Origin of the sequence: Thalassobacter sp. 16PALIMAR09 (genome assembly GCF_000765485.1) — a bacterium.
GTDB classification, from domain to species: Bacteria; Pseudomonadota; Alphaproteobacteria; order Rhodobacterales; family Rhodobacteraceae; genus Thalassobacter; species Thalassobacter stenotrophicus.
On record NZ_JHAK01000013.1, the window covers coordinates 1 to 20,040 of the forward strand.

At 51.4% G+C, this 20,040-nt stretch carries 10 protein-coding genes and 2 pseudogenes; 4 read left to right on the forward strand and 8 right to left on the reverse strand.

Annotated elements, in window-relative coordinates; translation table 11 throughout:
• Nucleotides 1-236: 236 nt before the first annotated feature.
• From PM04_RS16050 to PM04_RS16060, 3 genes are all read right to left on the reverse strand, one after another.
• Nucleotides 237-2,189, reverse strand: a complete 1,953-nt coding sequence (locus PM04_RS16050) for a transglycosylase domain-containing protein (protein WP_038008765.1) — start codon at nucleotides 2,187-2,189, stop codon at nucleotides 237-239.
• Complete coding sequence (locus PM04_RS16055) at nucleotides 2,186-7,204, reverse strand: alpha-2-macroglobulin (RefSeq protein ID WP_038008767.1); 5,019 nt, start codon at nucleotides 7,202-7,204, stop codon at nucleotides 2,186-2,188. The genes PM04_RS16050 and PM04_RS16055 overlap by 4 nt, the downstream gene beginning before the upstream one ends.
• Before the next feature lie 86 nt (nucleotides 7,205-7,290).
• A complete protein-coding gene (locus PM04_RS16060; protein WP_038008769.1) occupies nucleotides 7,291-7,809 on the reverse strand; it encodes a hypothetical protein in 519 nt (172 codons plus the stop codon).
• A gap of 296 nt (nucleotides 7,810-8,105) precedes the next feature.
• On the opposite strand from PM04_RS16060, the gene PM04_RS16065 reads away from it, so the two are divergent.
• From PM04_RS16065 to PM04_RS16075, 3 genes are all read left to right on the forward strand, one after another.
• Complete coding sequence (locus PM04_RS16065; RefSeq protein ID WP_235281466.1) at nucleotides 8,106-8,813, forward strand: response regulator transcription factor; 708 nt, start codon at nucleotides 8,106-8,108, stop codon at nucleotides 8,811-8,813.
• A gap of 1 nt (nucleotide 8,814) precedes the next feature.
• Complete coding sequence (locus PM04_RS16070) at nucleotides 8,815-10,362, forward strand: HAMP domain-containing sensor histidine kinase (RefSeq protein WP_052077322.1); 1,548 nt, start codon at nucleotides 8,815-8,817, stop codon at nucleotides 10,360-10,362.
• Between the two features lie 377 nt (nucleotides 10,363-10,739).
• Nucleotides 10,740-13,076 (forward strand): Tex family protein, encoded by a 2,337-nt coding sequence (locus tag PM04_RS16075; RefSeq protein ID WP_038008770.1) that lies wholly within the window; start codon nucleotides 10,740-10,742, stop codon nucleotides 13,074-13,076.
• A gap of 39 nt (nucleotides 13,077-13,115) precedes the next feature.
• Here the strand turns inward: PM04_RS16075 and PM04_RS17815 are convergent.
• Nucleotides 13,116-14,251 (reverse strand): annotated as a pseudogene (locus tag PM04_RS17815) (IS3 family transposase).
• A 69-nt stretch (nucleotides 14,252-14,320) separates the two neighbouring features.
• Here PM04_RS17815 and PM04_RS16085 point away from each other — a divergent pair.
• Nucleotides 14,321-14,899: pseudogene (locus PM04_RS16085) on the forward strand (aminotransferase class III-fold pyridoxal phosphate-dependent enzyme); the annotation flags it as partial.
• A gap of 102 nt (nucleotides 14,900-15,001) precedes the next feature.
• Here PM04_RS16085 and PM04_RS16090 read toward each other — a convergent pair.
• The 4 genes from PM04_RS16090 to PM04_RS16105 form a co-directional block, all read right to left on the reverse strand.
• On the reverse strand, nucleotides 15,002-16,147 hold the full coding sequence (locus PM04_RS16090) for an iron-containing alcohol dehydrogenase (protein WP_038008776.1): 1,146 nt from the start codon (nucleotides 16,145-16,147) through the stop codon (nucleotides 15,002-15,004).
• 4 nt (nucleotides 16,148-16,151) lie between these two features.
• Nucleotides 16,152-17,522: an aldehyde dehydrogenase family protein gene (locus tag PM04_RS16095; protein WP_038008777.1), complete on the reverse strand. Its 1,371-nt coding sequence runs from the start codon at nucleotides 17,520-17,522 to the stop codon at nucleotides 16,152-16,154.
• 5 nt (nucleotides 17,523-17,527) lie between these two features.
• Complete coding sequence (locus tag PM04_RS16100; RefSeq protein ID WP_038008779.1) at nucleotides 17,528-18,892, reverse strand: glutamine synthetase family protein; 1,365 nt, start codon at nucleotides 18,890-18,892, stop codon at nucleotides 17,528-17,530.
• Nucleotides 18,893-18,982: 90 nt separating this feature from the next.
• On the reverse strand, nucleotides 18,983-20,014 hold the full coding sequence (locus tag PM04_RS16105; protein WP_038008780.1) for a TRAP transporter substrate-binding protein: 1,032 nt from the start codon (nucleotides 20,012-20,014) through the stop codon (nucleotides 18,983-18,985).
• Nucleotides 20,015-20,040 lie beyond the last annotated feature (26 nt).

Here is a 20,040-nt window from a genome sequence, read left to right on the forward strand (position 1 = left end):
CTTGCTTTTCTGAGCACACGATAGCTTGGCGAAAGGGAGTGAACAATAACCGTGACCACGTGGCCAAGAACACTTGGCTGCACTAGGCGAAAACCCGTTTTCTCGGCTCGTGCCACGGCAGGGCAGAGACAACTCAGATCATACTGAAATTGTCGCGTTTTCCTACCACCCAAACTGTTCGGTAAAGCCACCTTCCGCTCGAAAACGACGGTACTGCTCAAACACTACAAGAACGACTACTGCTCTAAAAACACTTCATTCGTTTGCGAACAACTACCTTTTCTCGCCGTAAGAGTGTTGACGCCCGCCTGCGGCACGTCGATTTGTGACCGGAAGCGTCCAAGTGGTTTACCATTCAAATACCAATCAGCTTCTTGATCACCAATTATCTTCAACACTCGCGACGTCGAGCGGATCCACGAACCATTCTGAGGGTAATTGATCAGATCATGGCAAGCAACTTTTGCAGGCATAACTTCGAACGCATCACGCGGCTGAAGTACTGGTTTCGATGGTGGCTTAAAACCCAGAGAACGCCCAATCTCGAGTGAAATCGGAAATGCAGAACCTGCGCCGGTGAGTGTTGATGTCGGTTCGTTATCTGGTGTCCCCATCCAAACCAGAATGAGATGATTTTCATATATTTGCACGCTCCAAGCATCCTGACGGGCATATGACGTTCCTGTTTTGAATGCTACACGCTCGCCATTGCTCATCTCTTGAATGAGTAGATCTAAAAGCTGCTCTGCAGTGGCTTGCGAAACAAGTGTCATTTCGGTTGGCGGCACTTCCCCGAGCTCAAATGTAAGTTCCCGCGCTTGCCCAGGGTCCAGAACCCCCAGATAAACTGACGCTAGCTGTTCTGGTGTCAGATACAGCCCCCCTACCCCCAGACTAAGGCCAGCATCTTGCTGCGTTGATAGAGCACCGTCTAGGTAGCTGTTTAGTTCACTTTGAAGCAGATTTGGATCAATTTTTTCTAGGACCCGAATAGCTGGGATGTTGAGCGATGTGATAAGAGCATTTCGAAGGCCGACTTTCCCGCTGAAGTCCTGATTAAAGTTGGTCGGCTGATACCCTGCTCTAAAATACGTGCTGTCATCAAAGACTTCATCGAACTGGATAAGTCCGCGATCTAGGGCTTTTCCGTAGATGAGCGGTTTCAGTGTAGAGCCAGGACTTCTCAATGAAGTAAGATAGTTAATGGCTCCCTTTCTGAGGGTAGAGCTATAGTTGGACGAGCCAACGTAAGCCCTCACTAGACCGGTCTTACGTTCTACTATTAGTGCCGCGGCTTGAATTGGCGCCGGACGGGTCTCGATATCGTGCGCTAAAATGTTTTCGACCTGACGCTGCCAGTCTGAGTTCAGCGTCGTATTTAAACCTCTGTGGCCTGCATGATTGAGCCGCTCAGCAAGGTGTATCGCGTGTGAACTGGGCTTAGATAGCCGCGACGGAAGCGGCTCAATTGAGACTTCCGCGAGAGCGTTTGGAGCAAAATTCAGCCTTGGAGCTACTTTTTCTAAAACAACTTGTTTTGCTTCGTATGCCGCATGGGGAAATCTATCAGGGCGACGTCGCTCGGGAGATTGAGGAAGTGCAACAAGCAGAGCTATTTCATTTAAAGTGAGGTTGGCCGGGCTTTTTTGAAACCAAGCCTCAGTGGCCGCCTTAACGCCTTCGATATTCCCCCCGTAAGGAGCGAGAGTAAAATAGGCCTCTAGGATCTCATCCTTTGTCCAGTGTCTCTCAAGTCGAATAGCTTCAACCATTTGCCGCAGTTTGGTGGTAAACGTGCGTTTGCCTAAACTTGTGTTTAGCAACCTTACGGTTTGCATGGTTATGGTTGATGCGCCGGACGTCACCTTACCGTACTTGATAAGGTTAATTCCCGCACGGGCTGCTGCCCAAAGATCTATTCCGCTGTGTTGCCAGTAGCGTTGGTCCTCATATGCAATGAGGACCTCCACTAGTCCTGGATCAATCTCTTCAATCCTCACCGGTTCGCGCCAAAACCCTTTGTCGGTAAGAGTAAGGTTAATGATACGACCATCACTTGATCGAAGGACGCCCGACGCGGCATCCAAACGCCCTAGCTCGGGAGGTTGATTAGTGTACCAAGCTAGAGCGCCTAAAGTGATCACTGCAGTAGCAACTATCGTTGAGATGATCCCCCTAAAAATTGTCATCGTTCTTGGACGACCACCTGTTCTATGCCTGACCGCCCGTTAACCTCTGGGGCGTACATTTCCTCAACAGTTGCATCTGGTATCTGAGCCTTCCCTTGGTAAGCGGCGCGAACGGTGTACTTCACAAAAGCAAAGTTGCCGCGATACCATCGGTCATCAAAGTGAGCGATGAAGCGATCGTCCATCTCAGCGGTAAAATATGGCTGCTTACCTTCACTGAGATCTAGCTCAACGCCATTGATCTGTGGATCAGCAAGCGTTGCATCTTCAATTTCAAAGCCGGTGGGTAGCAGATCTGTTAGGAGAAGGTCTGATCCGAAACCAGATTTTGTTCGATCAATTTCAACAACTACGGTGAACAGATCGCCTTGATTGACGTCCAGCGCTCCAGATGTAAGATCAACCGAATTCCCAGAACGATCGTACCACCATTTTGTTACCTGGTAGCCGTTGTCCAACGGATCAGTGAAGCTTCGTTGCCCGGTCGTTTTGACGTTAAGATACAGCGGGACGTCCGCGTTATGCTCGATTTCAAAACCAAATTTGAGCTGATGATCTGTCAACGGAACGCCACCCGTATCATCGAGAACAAATTTCACGTCGTCGATTAAGACGACGGTACCTGACATTGATTGTTCTTGATGCGTTTGCAGCGCAACCAGTTTGGCACTTGATTGGGTAGAGCGGTAACGGCGCTGGCTTAAGTACGCATGGGTGTTCCGTATAACTTCCGTCAACGCTGGAGCCAAACTGTCTCGGTTCAGTTCAGTCAAAAGGTGGGCATACTTAGGTGCAGAAATAGAAAGTCTAGCTCGATAATTTTCTGCAAGATCACTAGAAAACCATACGCCAGAAGAACGCTCAGGAAGCGCTCCAATGTCGGGAGCTTGGTCTAGTAAGTTTCGAACCTTTTCCGTTAGCTGCATCATCCTTTTTGTATCGCTCAGATTGGCTGCTGTCCAATATGCAAGCGTAAAGTCATCTAACGCCCTTGCCGTAGAGGAAGGTGCTGAGGTGGCAAATAACAGCTCTGTCCGCGGCCGTGATAATACGCTGTCAATCGCATACCTTGCCCGAGAGGTGACCTCATATCCTGAGCGCGCCAAGATACCATATGCGTACAGTTTCGTGCGTTCGTCTGTGAAGTTTGACCGATACAAGTATTCAAGACCATTGTTGATAGCCGCGATTACTTGGTCGGGCTTATCTGCGTAAGGTAGAAGTTTTTGTAGAGTGTCTACGGCATAAGGCTGATAAGCCTCATAGACCCGTGAATTTGCACTCCAATAGCCAAAAGCACCGGAAAATTTTTGTTTAGCGAGTAGGTTATCAATGCCGAGTTGGATCTTCTTCGACGTCGCTTTGTCCAGCCCACGAACCTGGGTAAAAGCAAGTAGACCGCGAGCCTTGGATGAGACCTGTTCGACACAGCCATATGGATATCTGTTGAGCTCAGATACAACTTGGCTCAAATTTATACCGGCTGTGTTTGTTAAGCTCGCACTGTATGTGCTGCCAGGCGCATCAAGTCCAACAAGGTACGCGCTATAGGGTTGGACCAATGAGCTGCCGAACCCGAGCCAGTTTCGTTTTTGTAACGCTACAGATTGAATTTCTGTGATCGGGTAAGACGCACTACGAGAGACTATTTCATAAGTGCGACGGTAGACGCGATCACCGGCCGTTACCGCAACACTGACGGGAACGGTTCCTGTTGTAGTTGACCTAATTGGAAGATCCATGACGTAGTCGTTGGAAGCAGATGGCGTAATACGTTGCGTAGTGGTTGATCCACCGATTGTCGTTTCTAAATCAACCGGCCCATCAAATTCGTTCCATCGAACATTCATTTTCGCATTGACGCTATCGTTCGGCGCAACAAACCGAGGCATGGAGACGTCTATACTGACAGGGTCCTGCACGGTGATTTCTGTCTCGCTAAAGCCAAACCCAGTATCGCTCATCGCTATCACGACGACACGAAGCCGGCCTTCCCATTCATCAGTTTTTTCGAACGTGTGGATCGCTTTGCCATCACTGAGCTCGAGTAGTGGGCTTGCCGCGACAAACGTTTTGAAAAATTCAGATTTAGGAGCCTGCGCGGCCGCAGCCAACATACTGCCATCACCGCCAACACGTATCGATTGCAAAGTCGCGTCTTGAGAGATCAATTTTCCAAAATTGGTGAAGATGCCATAGTTCAGAGCGCGTTCTGCAAGAAAATGCTCGGTAATATCATCATTCTTATACCCCGTTATCGCGTGAATGCCTTCATCGACCACGAAAATCATGGCACTTCCGCTGGGAACGTTCGTAGCAATCGAAACTTCGAGTGGCGTTTTACTGTCGGTTTTTGCGGGCGCATCAACCGCAATTTCGAGTTGCCTATCCGCACGTACCGTTGAGACCCAAGTTTTACCGAGAGCAATTTGAGGGAGATGTTCAGATCCTGTCTCAATCGGTCTAATCAGGGATGCAAGTAGGTGAATGCCTGGTTCAGCTCCCTCGGACAAAGTGAAAGGTAGTTCAAATTCGCCTTGCTGGACGTCAGTCAACATCACTGATTGTATGTCTTCATTTGCGACTAAGATCGACAGCTTACCACTGAAAGGGGCTGTGCCGCGAACTACTGCGCCGTCGAACGCAAAGCTTAATTGCTCCGGTTCACTCGCTGGCTTCGTATTGGCACCCCAGCCAACGTAAAACTCATAGCTGGTTTCAAACCCATGACTATTTTTGACGATAATTTCATGTCGACCCCAGGAGAGAGCTGTTTGCAATGTCAACGTGCGACTTATGACATCCCCTACTTCCACAGTCTCGCCTGATACGCGGACGGCATTCCAGCGCCAGCCACCGTCATAGTACCAGTTATAGTCGTAGTTAACTTTTCGGACCTCATAGATAATGTCGCCAAAACCAACCGCATTGCCCTGCCGGTCTATGGAAGCAACCGAGAATGAGGGTGGAACATCTAGATCTGCATATTCGTCAAACTCTGGACGTACGCCAACGTAACTAGCCAGGGTGTCCAAGCCCACGCGGCTTTTGATCGTGTTGGCTCGCCCACCTATGTCATAGATTGTCCCCTCAACAACCACTTCATAAAAACGGTCGCTCTCAAATTGATAATCCGTGAAAATTGTAGCAGTGAACTCTCCGTTATGATCAAGTGCTTCGCCGAAGCTATCCATCTCGCTGGTGGATGAGTTGTTCTTGTTGCCAAAGATGAAATCAACGAGGTGCGGAGCGTCGTGAGTGCTGACCTCTTTCAAAAAGGTGGTAATCTCGGCAGATAGATCCGCAGCAGCACCACCCGAATAGTACATACCTTTCAACGTGACCTCTTGCTGGGTACCAACTGACCAATAGTCTTCGCCAGTCGCCAAGCTAGCCTCAATGGTCAGGGGCGCAAAGTCGCTGACATTAACCGTATGTTCCGCGAGTACCACCTCGTCTACAGTTGTCACCTGAATAGAATAGCGCCCTAGTGGAATGGTCGATTTCAGGGGCACTTGCGCAGAAAACGCACCGAACTCATTGCTTAAAATGTCTGATGTATAGACCTGATTATCTTGGCGATTAACAAGTTTGAGTATGAACTCCTGGGAAGGTACTGGGGCCAAATCCAATGTTCTTGCGACCCCGAGCAGCTGAATAGTATCTCCAGGACGATAAATGCCGCGATCAGAGGTTAAGTAGACATCTGTTTGAAACCGTTTGGTATTCCCACCATCAAGGAAACGAGGTTTCTGGTCAGTGCTGTTCACTTCAATGATGCTTGTCCCACGAGCGGCATCCGAAACCAGTATGAACTTTGGTGCAAACCCGCCGTTACCGTTCAGAAATTTGTTTGAAACTTGTACTCGGCCTGCGTCGTCAGATTTTCCCTCAAATAAAGTCCGATTATTGGCAGCGACGATTCGAACATCGGCACCTGAAACAGCCCCGGCATCCGTAAAACTCGTCAAAAAAATGTCAGATTGATTAAGCCCTTTGTAGAACTGCATTGCGATGTCAGAAATTGAGAACCATTGAGTGGGTCTGTTTTCATAGCTACTGTTATCGATCTGTGGTGACGCAAACGTGGCAACAAAAAGTCCTGTAGCATCGTCTCTTAGGAGATCTCCAAAATTCAAGTTCAACTTTTGTGGTTGGTTCAACGGAGCGTCTACTGAAATCGTTTTTTGTAGAATTTCTTCGCCCCAGTAATTTTGAAGCTGGTTGATTTCTGCACCATCGAGCAGTGTGAAGACATCGTTGTAAGCCGGTAGTGAGGCTAGATCGATCTTGTGAAGAGTGACTTCAAGCTCTGTCACGTTTGTATATTCTATCGGAATAAACGCGTTGGTGGGATCTGTCATAATCGACTTCGACGAGTCCAACTTAATGCTTGGAATTCGCGGCGGTGTTTTGAACACAAGCGTAATCGGCGTCTGTACCACGACCTTATAGTTTTTTCGCGCCAATGTTAAGTCAGGTAGAAGACGCAGTTGGTAACGGGTCGAATGATCAAGGCCAATAATACAAAATTCCCTGAGTTCATCTCTCCATGAAAAAATATCCGTTGGGCTCGTGACAGAGTAAGCATCTACAACCTTATCATTTGACGTGAGTTCAAAGTACTTTTGGTATCCATCATCGGCGAATTCTAGCACCTCATCATGTACTTTTTGAACCAAAGTCGAACACATAGAGGCCGAGGAACCACTATCAAACGTACGAGCTGGGTAAACCGTCACGTTTTGATCATTGTCCTGCGAGTAGAACAACGACGCATCAGCGTTCAGCACTCGATCGCCGTAGGTGAATGTCGCGAGCTTTCCGCTTGGCGAATTGCTTCGGGTAACGTCGATAACACCAAGGAAGTTCACTTCAGCGCCAGCCGGAACGGTTATTATGTCATTAATCACAATCCGCTCGATAGCGATGTAGCGACCGACTTGCTCTGCCATGAGAAACGTAGGAAATGCCAACAAGAATATGTGGGTAACTATCTGAATAAATTGACGCATTTTAAGTTTCTTTCGTTCGACAGTGTCTGTGAAAAATTTAGGTGAAGTCGCCTTGCACGTCGGGCGACCCTTGCTCTGTTGTAGCTTCATATAAGGGTGTCGTTTTTATGAGTGTCACAGCCAAGTTTAAGAATTTCAAGGCTATCAGTAAGGTTGGCCACCGGCCACTTATTGCTTGACGAAAGTTCAATCCCCTCGGCGTACAGCGAAAATTGAGAGTGCTCAGTGTACTGAGGTAGATGGTCGATCACATCCCAGTCCCAATAGCCTAATCTGATATAAACCAGATCACTGTCAGAACTTTCACTTGGATAGATTTCTAAAAGATGGCCTTCAGATGCGATCTGTTTGTCAGCCAAAAAGAAACTGAGCTCCACAGCATCACCAGATGATACACCTTGCACGCTAGACCGCGCAAATTCAGTCCATAATCTCAGTTCTAGTGCGTCGCAGTTTTTCGATGGCATAATTTCCAACATCCCCTTGGGATGTTCCACACTATCAACAGTTAGGGTTTGTTCTCTAGACAACGCCCAGAGGTCCTGCGCCGAAGCATCGTGCGTCAAAAATAGGGACAGGACTGGGCCCATGAATTTCCAGGTCATTGTTCTGCCCACAGTACGAGACCGAAGCTAAACAGTAGAAATACGATAAGAACGCTTGTGGATATCATGGTGACCTCTCGTCTGTTGCCTATTAGGTTTAGTAACTCCCGCGAGGCCGGGAGATTGCCTCGCGGGAGGAGCACGCTCGTCTGCTCGACAGGTTGCCTCAACCTGCGACACTCGGTTTACAGCGTGAAAATGCAGATATATTTGGCCAGTTTTGTAGATTTTAAGGAGATATGTGCAGAAGCTGTGCACTCCTGAGAAAACGATTGATCCACAGTGCTTGAGCCGCCATGAAAGTGCCAAGCGAGGACCGTATGCCGAAAATTGTAATCGTTGATGATGAGGTGGAAATCCTCGAGCCACTTGAAGAGATGCTCTTAGAAGAGGGCTACTCTGTACGTGCATTTTCCAGCTCGCTTAAAGCGTTGGCTTACCTAAAGCATCAAGCAGCAGATCTAGTGGTTTTTGACATCAAAATGCCCGAACTCAACGGGCTCGAACTTCTGCAAAGGGTGAGAGAGGTACACCCGTCAATCCCCACAATTTTTTTGAGTAGTAAAAATGAGGATGCAGACCAACTGATTGGCTTTTCCGCAGGTGCAGACGATTACGTTGGGAAGCCTTTCACCAAACAGCTTCTGATATTTCGTATTAAGTCCGTTCTTCGCCGGTACGCACCCGCTGAACAGGTGTCGCAGCGCCCTATAGTTGCGGGTGATTTATCGATTGACCGCGAGCGCCACCTCGTCAGCTGGCAAGAGCAGGCGCTCACTCTTACAGTCACAGAGTGTATGATTTTAATCTCGTTAGCAGAAAGGCCTGGCGCAGTAAAAAAGAGGTCTCAGCTGATGGACGCATGCTATGAAGGTAATGTTTTTGTCAGTGATAGAACAATCGACAGCCATGTACGAAACATTCGGTCTAAAATTCGAGCCGTTGATCAAGAAGCGGAACTAATTAAGACCGTGCATGGACTGGGCTACAAGCTGGTAGTCTGACATGCACAGTATATTGAGTAAAATACTCGGTTTGATTTTGATATTTAATGTTGTGCTATGGATATTTGCCTTAGCGTCGGATGACTTTGCCATAAATGAAATCAAGCATAAAAAAGATCAGATATCTCTATCCGCTATTCTTTATGCTCAGATTGCTCTACCGATCATGCAAGACACCAAAATTACTGATTTTGAAAAAATGGTAAGAATTAGCCAGAAATTTTCGCGCAAAGTTATACCAAACTCAGAATTCGTGAATATCTATCGCTTCGAAGCTGAGGGTGAGCATTCTGAGTGGTTTAAATACTTTGACGGATCGGCCGCAAGTCGGCAAGAGCCCATTATCGTCAGTGGTTTACCGTCGAGCTTAAGTAGTCAGCAGCGGGCACAGCCAAGCTTTACTGACCAGATTGTTGGCGGTTTATTCGAGATTTATAAGCCTTTAGTGGACCGAAAGGTTCTTACAAAGCCGCTTGTTGAAAAGCGCGCAAGGTTTAGTAGTCAAAGTGAAGTTATCACTAATGAAGCTGGCTCTTATAACCTACGTGTTCTTACCCCTATCCGGGATGGCCGAGAAACTATTGGTATAGTAGAGGTTAGAGACAGCTACCAAATTAAAGATGCATATTTCGGAAGAAATGCCATGCGGCTTAATTTATTAGGTGGTATCTCTTTGATTAGCTGTGTCTTTGGGATCGTACTAGCAGTATCGATCGCCTTCCCTCTTCGAAGATTGTCCAAGCGATTAGACCAAAAGTTGTCGCCGGACGACATCGCTGTTCAGTTACAAAGTTTCAGTATCAGCAGCCTTAGTCGCCGCCGTGATGAAATCGGCAAACTACATGAAAATCTCGTCAAGCTCACTAAGCAGATGACAGAACTCTTTCAGGAAAAAGAGCAGTTTGCTGCAGAGGTGAGCCATGAACTCAAGAATCCTATAGCAAGTATCATCGCATATGCAGAGAACTGCGAAGACGCTGCTACTACAGATCCCGAGGTCATAGGAAAGATGAAGGCGCAGGCTGTTCGAATGAACAAACTTGTGACTGAAATTTCTGAAGCTGCTGTGGTTGATAATGATCTGGTCACAAAGAAGCGTGAGCGCTTTGATCTTTCGGAAACGATTGGAGAGATACTCGACCACTATGAAGATGTTAACGAATATCCCAGCCTCAAGTTTGTTCGCAACATTCAGCGAAGGGTAGCTATTACTGGACTGCAAGACAGATGGGGGCAGATTATTGTCAACCTACTTGATAATGCGGTCTCATTCACACGACCAGTCGGAACTATTCGTATCACGTTGAAAAAGACGTGGCGTCACGGTGTCGTGCTGGAAATTGAGGATACTGGCCCAGGAGTGAGTGAAGCAGCTGCAGAGCTTATCTTTGAACGTTTTTACACAGCACGGAGGGGCAATGCTGTTCAGGCAAATGCATCAGGCCTTGGGCTGGCATTGGCCAAACAGATTGTTGAGGCTCACGGGGGACAAATTAACCCGACGTCGTCTGAACTGGGTGGGGCTCGGTTTGTAATTGTTTTAAAGTGACATGGTTTGCGACTGAAGCGGGCACAATTGCCCGCCATCACGCGGCCAAACCAAACCGTTTCAATGTCCACGAATTTCATCGGCCATCCCTGAGCACGGCTGAGCACAAACGTTTGTGGATTTTCCGAGGGTGCGTCTCGCCAGACATTGACATGGCGTTGCCATAGAGGATCGTAATCAAGCCCTCACATGCGCGCTCCGGGCGCATTTTCACCCTTCGGCATGCGATGCACCATAGCTGATTTTTTACACGCATGGTTGCACCTCGACTGCGGCATACACGATTTTGGCAGCGCCGTGTCGCGACACAAATGCTGACTTGGCGCGCCGTAATCGCGCGGTTATCAGAACCTCCAGCATCCCTGAAGGAGACAGCCATGACCGCCACCGAAGTTCGTATTGCCCGCACGATCGCCACCGATATTGGCGCGACAGCTGAACAAGTCCGGGCAACGGTCGGTTTGCTGGATGGTGGCGACACGGTCCCCTTCGTCGCGCGTTATCGCAAAGAAGCGACAGGCGGACTTGATGATACCCAACTGCGCAAATTGGCAGAGCGGCTAGACTACCTGCGTGATCTGGAAAAGCGCCGCGCTGCAATCCTCGGCGAAATTACATCCCAGGGCAAACTCACCGATGATCTGGCTCGTGCGATTGCACAGGCAGATACCAAATCAGTGCTCGAAGACCTTTACTTACCTTACAAACCCAAGCGCCGCACCAAAGCGATGATCGCCCGCGAAAACGGATTAGAGCCTTTGTTACGCGCTATCATGCAAGACCGCGCCGCAGATCCGACAGACCTCGCTCAGGCTTATCTTAACGACGCAGTCACCAGCCCAAAAGACGCGCTCAACGGTGCGCGTGATATTTTAGTCGAGGAACTGGCTGAAAACGCCTCCTTACTCGGCCGCCTACGCGAGATGATGCAGAGCGAAGCTATGATCTCCGCCAAAGTCACTGCTGGAAAGGAAGATGTTGGCGCGAAGTTTTCCGATTATTTTGATCATAGCGAAAAATGGGCAACAATCCCGTCCCATCGCGCACTAGCCCTTTTGCGAGCCTCCAAAGAAGAAATTGTTACGCTCAACATCGCACCTGAGCCAGAGGCGGGCTTGCGGCGCGTGATAGGCACCATCAACGCCGAAATCGGCATACAGGGCCAAGGTACGGGCGACGTTTGGTTGCGGGAGGTCGCAGTTTGGGCCTGGAATGTGAAACTAAGCTTATCGATGTTCATGGACCTGATGGGGGACCTGCGTCGCCGCGCCCATGATGCCGCGATTGACGTGTTCGCACGCAACCTGCGCGACCTTCTGCTGGCTGCACCTGCGGGCGCGAGGGCCACTCTAGGCCTTGATCCCGGTATTCGCACGGGGTGCAAAATCGCAGTGGTGGACGAAACTGGCAAGCTTTTGGACACCGCAACCATCTATCCGTTCCAGCCCCGCAATGACCTGCGAGGTGCAGTAGCCACGCTGACCCAGATGATCCACAAACACGGTATTGCCCTCGTCGCGATCGGCAATGGCACTGCCAGCCGCGAGTCAGAACGTCTTGTTGCGGATGTTATCAAAAGCCTACCCGCAGGAACCCAGCGTCCCACACCTGTAATCGTGTCAGAGGCAGGAGCTTCGGTCTATTCCGCGTCCGAATTGGCCTCATTAGAATTCCCTGACATTGACGTGTCGCTGCGTGGTGCGGTGTCTATCGCCCGCCGCTTACAAGATCCTCTGTCCGAACTGGTCAAGATCGAACCGCAGGCCATCGGGGTTGGCCAATACCAACACGATGTTGACCAACGCCGTCTGGCGCAGTCGCTTGCCGCTGTGGTCGAAGATGCCGTGAACGCAGTGGGCGTCAATCTTAATATGGCGTCCGCACCATTGCTGTCACATATCGCTGGGCTTGGGCCGTCACTCGCACAGGCGATTGTCGCGCACCGCGATGCAAACGGACCATTTGCTGATCGCAAGGCGCTGCTAAAGGTTGCGGGGCTTGGCCCCAAAGCTTTTGAGCAATGCGCCGGTTTCTTGCGGATCACGGGCGGTGCTGAACCGCTTGATGCGTCCTCGGTCCACCCCGAGGCATACGGCGTTGCGCGCAAGATCGTGCAGGCTTGTGGCCGCGACATTCGCGCGATTATGGGCGACAGCAGCGCCCTGGTCGGTGTGCAGGCAGAACAATTCGTCGATGGCAGCTTCGGCTTGCCCACCGTGCGCGACATTCTGTCCGAACTGGAAAAACCTGGCCGCGACCCGCGACCCTCGTTCAAGACAGCCACCTTCGCTGATGGTATAAACAACATGACCGACCTTAAACCCGGCATGTCGCTTGAGGGTACCGTTACAAACGTGGCTGCCTTCGGAGCCTTTGTGGATATTGGCGTGCATCAGGACGGGCTTGTCCATATCAGCCAATTGGCTGACCGTTTTGTCAAAGACCCGCACGATGTCGTCAAGACCGGCGATGTGGTTCGCGTGCGCGTGACCGAAGTCGACGTCACCCGCAAACGGATTGGCCTGACCATGCGCAAGGACAATGAGACTATTAGGATGCCTCGCGGGAAAACAACTGAAAGGTCGAAACCTTCTGACCGTGCAAAAACGATGACGGCGCGGCCACCCAAAACAAAACCTTCCACACCACAGGTGGAAGGAGCCATTGGTTCTGCCCTATTCGATGCGTTGAAAAGGAGGACAGACAAGTCGTGAAATCGTGAAGAGCCCCCATCGAGTGGTCTAATTGAAATGTTAGTGCATGATCGGCCTCTGGTCCATCGGTCCATCGGGATGAAGCTTTCTGGCGCTGGCGGTCGGTATCCCAAGGCGCTGTGGGGCCTGACGGTATTGTAGTGGATGCGCCATCGTTCGATCAGGATTTGGGCTTCTCGGAGCGTGTAGAAGAGCTCACCGTTGAGCAGCTCATCGCGGAATCTGGCGTTGAAGCTCTCACAATAGCCGCTCTCCCAGGGTGATCCCGGCTCAATGTATGCGGTCTTCGCACCAACAGCTCCGATCCAGTCCCTGACCTTCTGGGCAATAAACTCGGGGCCGTTGTCAGACCTTATGAACTCAGGCGGTCCGCGCAGGATGAACAAGTCTGTCAGTGCGTCCACCACATCGATGGAATTGAGCTTGCGATCGACACGGATCATCAGTGCCTCCTTGGTATACTCATCAATGATATTGAGCGTGCGATAAGCGCGACCGTCGTGGGTGCGGTCCTGGACGAAGTCGTAAGACCAGACATGGTTCGGACGTTCAGGCCGCAGCCGGACGCACGAGCCATCATTCAGCCAGAGGCGGCCCTTCTTTGCCTGTTTCTGCGGGACCTTCAGCCCTTCACGTCGCCAGATGCGCTCAACCCGCTTGTGGTTTACATGACCTGCCCGAGTTGTTGAGCAGCCCCGTGACCATGCGATATCCGTAGCGCCCATACTTGCGGGCAAGCTCGATAATATCCTCAGTCAGCAGTTCTTCATCAGATCGGCCTGTTGGAACCTTGCGTTGAGTGGAGCGATGCTGTCCCAATGTGCGGCAGGCGCGGCGCTCAGATACGCCAAGCGTCTGCCGCACATAATCAATGCACCGACGGCGACGCGAAGGGCTCAGTAGTTTCCCCGTGCAGCCTCGGTCAGGATCAACTTGTCCAGCGTCAGGTCAGAAACAGCGCGCCTAAGATGCTGGTTCTCTTTCTCCAGCTCTTTGAGACGCTTCAACTGCGCCCGACCCATTCCGCCATACAATTTGCGCCAGCGATAAAAGGTCTGTTGTGTCGTTCCAACCTGCCGAACTGCATCCGCGATGGGCACGCCTTGGCCGTGCAGCACCTCGATCTGCCGCAACTTCGTTACAATGTCTTCCGGTTTCTCTCGTTTTCCAGCCATTCTCTGGTCCTCCTGAAATCGGGATACTTCTATCCCAGTGGGTGGACCACTTTCAGGGGGCTATTCCACGGGCATTTGTTTGCCTGCGAAGCTGACGGCATAGCGCCCGACATCCTGTGTATCGCCAAAGGCTTGGGCGCTGGCTATCAGCCGATCGGCGCGATGCTCTGCACCAGCACAATCTATGATGCCATCGCTGAGGGCACCGGCTTTTTCCAACATGGCCACACCTATCTGGGCCACCCCGTTGCTGCGGCCGCCGGTCGAGCCGTTTTACAGGAAATCTATGACCATTCACTGGTTCAGCGCGTGCGCGAGGTTGGTGATACGTTTCAAAAGGCCCTAAACGAAACATTCGCACAGCACTCTCATGTTGGGGATATTCGCGGTCGCGGGCTGTTTTGGGGCATTGAGTTCGTAGCCGACCGCGAAACGCGAACACCCTTTGATCCCCAAAATGGGTATGCTGGAAAACTTAAGCAAGCCGCGTTTGCGGAGGGGCTTATTTGTTATCCGATGCCCGGAACACGGGACGGTCAGCATGGTGACCATGTTCTGCTCGCACCACCGTTCATCATGTCAGACAGCCAAGTGGATGAAGTCATATCGCGCCTTGAACGCGCGGTGGGGGCGGTGTTTCCAGGATAAACACTGACTGCCGTCCGTCATCTTCCTCACAACCTCATCTGATAAAAAGACAAAGGGCGCCAACTGAGTTAGCACCCTTTTTATCAGAGTGACTTCTTACCTTTAGATGCAAGCCAAGAGAAGTGATCTTGTATTGGTTTCAGTCATTTTAACCGGATTGCCGCCCGTGCTTGGGTCCCGTAGTGCCCCCGCAACCACACGATCCACGTCGATACTTTCAATACCCATTTCCGTGAGCGACTTAGGAATACCCAACGAAGCGTTAAGGTCATCAACATAGGCACAAAAGCCCTCAAATCCGCGTTGGATGCTCAGGTAATTGGCCGCTCGAGCCAGTTTTCCACGGATTTCAGGCTTATTAAATTGCAGCACCGCAGGCATGCAGACAGCATTCGTCGTGCCGTGGTGGGTATGGTAAATGGCCCCGATAGGGTGCGAAAGCGCATGAATAGCGCCCAGACCTTTTTGAAAGGCGGTAGCGCCCATAACCGCCGCTGACATCATATGTGCCCGCGCCTCAATATCAGTGCCATCGGCATAAACACGCGGCAGATACTCTTTGACCAGACGCATGCCCTCCAACGCCATCCCTTGGGACATAGGATGATAGTGCGGTGAGCAATAGGCCTCAACACAGTGCGCGAAGGCATCAAGCCCTGTTCCTGCTGTAATAAACTGAGGCATTCCAACCGTCAGCTCAGGGTCGCAAATGACTACTGTCGGCAGGAATTTAGGATGGAAGATAATCTTTTTCTCTTGTGTTTCAGAATTGGTAATGACCGACGCTCGGCCAACTTCCGATCCGGTGCCCGCCGTTGTCGGCACAGCAACGATGGGCGCGATCGCATCAGCGTCCGCGCGCGTCCACCAATCACCGATATCCTCAAAATCCCACAAGGGCCGCGTTTGCCCCGCCCAAAACGCAACCAACTTCCCTAGATCAAGGCCAGAACCACCGCCGAACGCGATAACACCATCGTGGCCACCTTCCTTGAAGGCTCGCACACCGGCTTCGGCGTTTTTCTCATTTGGGTTTGGGTCAACGTCAGAGAATATCGCACGCCCTAGACCCGCTTCTTCAAGCAGGTCGAGTGTCTTTGTTGTGATATCCATCGCCGCGAGACCACGGTCCGTAATCAGCAAAGGTTTGGAAATTCCCGCAGATGCGCAGGCATCCGCAATTTCTGAGATCCGGCCCGCGCCAAAGCGGATTGCCGTAGGATAGGACCAGTTTGCTATGATGCTCATGGGCTTATGCTTTCTTGAGATGGTATGATTTCGGACGCGTTAGATTGTGGTAGCCAATGACCGACAACCCCCCTCCCCGTCCAGTGTCTTTGCACCCTGTCCAGCACAACCCCGGATCAAGGTAATCTGCCCGGTTCATGAACACGGTTCCTGTTTCGATCTGATCTGCGATGCTTTCGGCCCTTGCGACATCTTTGGTCCAGAGGGACGCCGTCAGACCGTAGTCGCTGTCATTCATCAGGCAGATCGCTTCCGCGTCGTCTTTTACGGACATAATCCCAACAACGGGGCCAAAGCTTTCTTCTCGCATAACACGCATGTCATGGGTGACATTGGTCAGGATTTGGGGCGTCAGATAGGCGCCGCCGTCATCTTGTGCAAACGTCTCTATGTGCGGCGTCGCGCCTTGGGCCAAAGCCTCTGATATTTGGCTACGTACGACTTGAGCAAATCGAGCATGTGCCATAGGACCAATCGTCGTGTCCGGCTCAAGCGGGTTGCCAAGGGTGTATCCTTTTACGATTTCGACCGCCTTTTGTACGAAACTGTCAAACAGACTTTCGTGAACATAGATGCGTTCGATCCCACAACAGCATTGCCCGGAATTAAACATGGCCCCGTCAATCAGAGTTTCAGCGGCTGCATCAACGTCTGCGTCGTCCATCACATACCCGGGGTCTTTACCTCCCAGTTCCAACCCAAGGCCGGTGAAAGTCCCGCTTGCGGCAGCTTCCATGGCGCGGCCACCACCGACCGATCCGGTAAAGTTCACAAAGCCAAAGGATCGCGCGCCAATGAGATCGGAGGTCGTTTGATGGTCGAGGAAGACATTCTGGAAAACGTCCTCAGGAATACCCACGCTATGGAACGCTTGCGCCAAACGCTCTCCGACCAGTGGTGTTTGTGAGGCATGCTTGAGCATGACGGCATTGCCCGCAATCAAAGCCGGCGCGACCGTATTGATCGCGGTCATGTAAGGATAATTCCATGGGGCCACGATCAGCACGAGCCCATGCGGCACGCGTTTGATAACCCGGCGGAATGCACCACTATCCTCAACTTCAATCGGAGCGAGAGCCTCATCCGCGATGCTGGCCATATACCTTGCACGCTCATCAAATCCGCCGAACTCACCGCCATATCGAACCGGGCGCCCCATCTGATGAGCGAGCTCTGGAACGATTTCATCATTCATAGCGCCCACAGCGGTAACGCCGGCCTGCACAAGGGCTATCCGCTCTGCTAGCGGGCGATTGGCCCACTCCTTTTGAGCGGCCTGAGCCCGACCCACTGCCGCATCGGCTTGTGCGCGGTTGAGAGTTTCACGGCGTACATATACCGACCCGTCAATCGGAGAAATACACTGGATTGTCATAATCTTTAAGCCCTTTCAAATCCGCGTGCGATTTCCCAATCGGTCACAACGCGGTCAAATTCTTCTTGTTCCCATTCCGCCGCGCGGGTGTAGTGGTTGACCACATCATCGCCGAGGGCTTCGCGTAGAAAGTCGGAGTTTCGCAACGAGTCCGTCGCCGAGCGCAGTGTCTGTGGGATGTCGGAGGCTTTTGCGTCCTCATAGACATCGCCAGTCGTGGCGGCCGCCAACGTCATCTTGTCCTCTAGCCCCTTGATCCCAGCAGCAAGCATGACGGTCTGAGCCAAGTAGGGATTAAGGTCCGAACCGCCGATCCGGCATTCGACCCGCACGCCTTTTGTCCCCTCTCCGCACAGACGGAATCCCGCCGTGCGATTGTCGACTGACCAAACGGCCTTTGTCGGGGCGAACGTCCCCTTAGCAAAGCGTTTGTAGCTGTTGATATAAGGAGCCAAGAAATAGACGTAGTCGCCCGCGTACGCGATAAGGCCAGCCATGTAGTGTTCCATCACTTCTGACATGCCGTACTTGCGATCGGGATCAAAAAAGGCGGGTTCACCATGCTGCCAAAGCGATTGATGCACATGGCTGGAAGAGCCCACGCGCGTATGGTGCCACTTGGGAAGAAACGATGCTGCTCTGCCATTTTGCCACGCGATTTCTTTAATCGCGTGTTTGGCGATCGAATGGTGATCTGCGCAATCCAAAGCAGGAGAATACCGGATATTCAGCTCTGCCTGTCCCGCTTCAGCTTCTCCCTTGGTATTTTCAATGGGTAGGCCCGCAGCGAACAGGTGATTGCGGATGGGGCGCATTACCCCTTCTTCTTTAGTGGTTTGAAAAATGTGGTAATCTTCATTGTAGCCACTGATCGGATCTAGAGAGCTAAATCCGCTTTTGCGAATGTCATCGAGGCTCTTTTCAAACAAAAAGAATTCAAGCTCGGTCGCCATCATTGCATCAAAACCCAAGGCCTCTAGCCGAGCAACTTGCTTTTTCAACATGGCCCGCGGGCTATGTGGCACGGGTTCGTGGGTATGGTGATCCAAAACATCGCACAATACCATCGCGGTGCCTGCCAGCCAAGGTACGGGACGAATTGTGCTGAGATCGGGTTGCATGACATAGTCACCATACCCGGTTTCCCATGACGTAGACGCATACCCATGAGGGGTCGCCATTTCGAGATCGGTTGCCAGCAAGTAATTGCAGCAATGTGTTTCTCGATAGGAGGTTTCCACGAAATTAACACCGTGAAAACGCTTGCCCATCAAGCGGCCTTGCATGTCGACGAAACAGACCAAAACGGTATCGATCGATCCGTCCTGAACGGCGGCTTTGAGGGCTTCGAAGGTAAGAGTGCCGGGCATAGGTCATCCGCTTGTTTGACGTTTGGTATCCGTCGGTGAATATCAGGGAGTGGCGTAAGGCGGAGCGTAAACTCCGCCTTATTTTGTCTTTTAACCGTAGCGGTAGGGGCGACCCGCTTTGACCATGTCTTCGTTGTATTTCTTGAAGATATCGACCACGCGGCGCTTGGTTTCGCTTTCGGCGGCGATCTCTTCCCAAAATACCTGAGCGGCGGCTTCGACGGTTGCCCATTCCTCATCGGGAATTGTGGTGAGTTCCAATTTGCTACCGTTAACGCGCAAGTTGGCTTCACCGCCCCAATACCACCACTGGCGATAGTAGTGTGATTGGTCACAGCAGACCCGGAACAACGTCTGCAGATCTTCGGGCAGTTCGTTCCAGCGCTCCATGTTGGCAAAAAACGATCCGGCCCATGCGCCCGAGATGTTGTTGGTGAGAAAGTAGTTTGTCACGTCTGCCCAGCCGACGGTGTAATCCTCGGTGATACCGGACCATGCGATCCCGTCGAGTTCCCCGGTTTGCATCGCGACTTCGATGTCTTCCCATGGCAGGTTGACTGGAACCACGCCAAATTGTGTCAGGAAACGCCCTGCAGTTGGGAACGTGAAAACCCGCTTGCCCTTTAGGTCTTCCAACGAACGGATCGGGTCTTTGGTTGCGAAATGGCAGGGATCCCATGCGCCGGCAGAAATGTGTTTCACGCCAACTTTGGAATACTCTTCGTCCCAGATTTCGTTCAGTCCGTATTGGTTAAACAGGACAGGCACGTCCAACGAATACCGCGAACCAAACGGGAAGTAGCCACCAAAAACGGTCACTTCCGTCGGAGACGCCATGCTATCGTCATCAGACTGGACGGCATCAATTGTTCCCCGTTGCATGGCCTGAAACAGCTCGCCTGTCGGAACCAGCTGATCTGCAAAGAACAGCTCGATCTGCATGCGGTCGCCTGCGATCTTGTTGAACATTTCAATGGCTGGCACGATGACTTCAGCCGCGAGTGAAGCGCCCGCGTAGGTCTGCATCCGCCACCGGATTGTATTTTGTGCGAGCGCAGGCGTGGCCAACGCGGCCGGCCCCGCAAGCGCGGCACCTTGGATAAACTTACGTCTAGATGTCAATTTTTCTCTCCTTGGTTGGTGTTTAG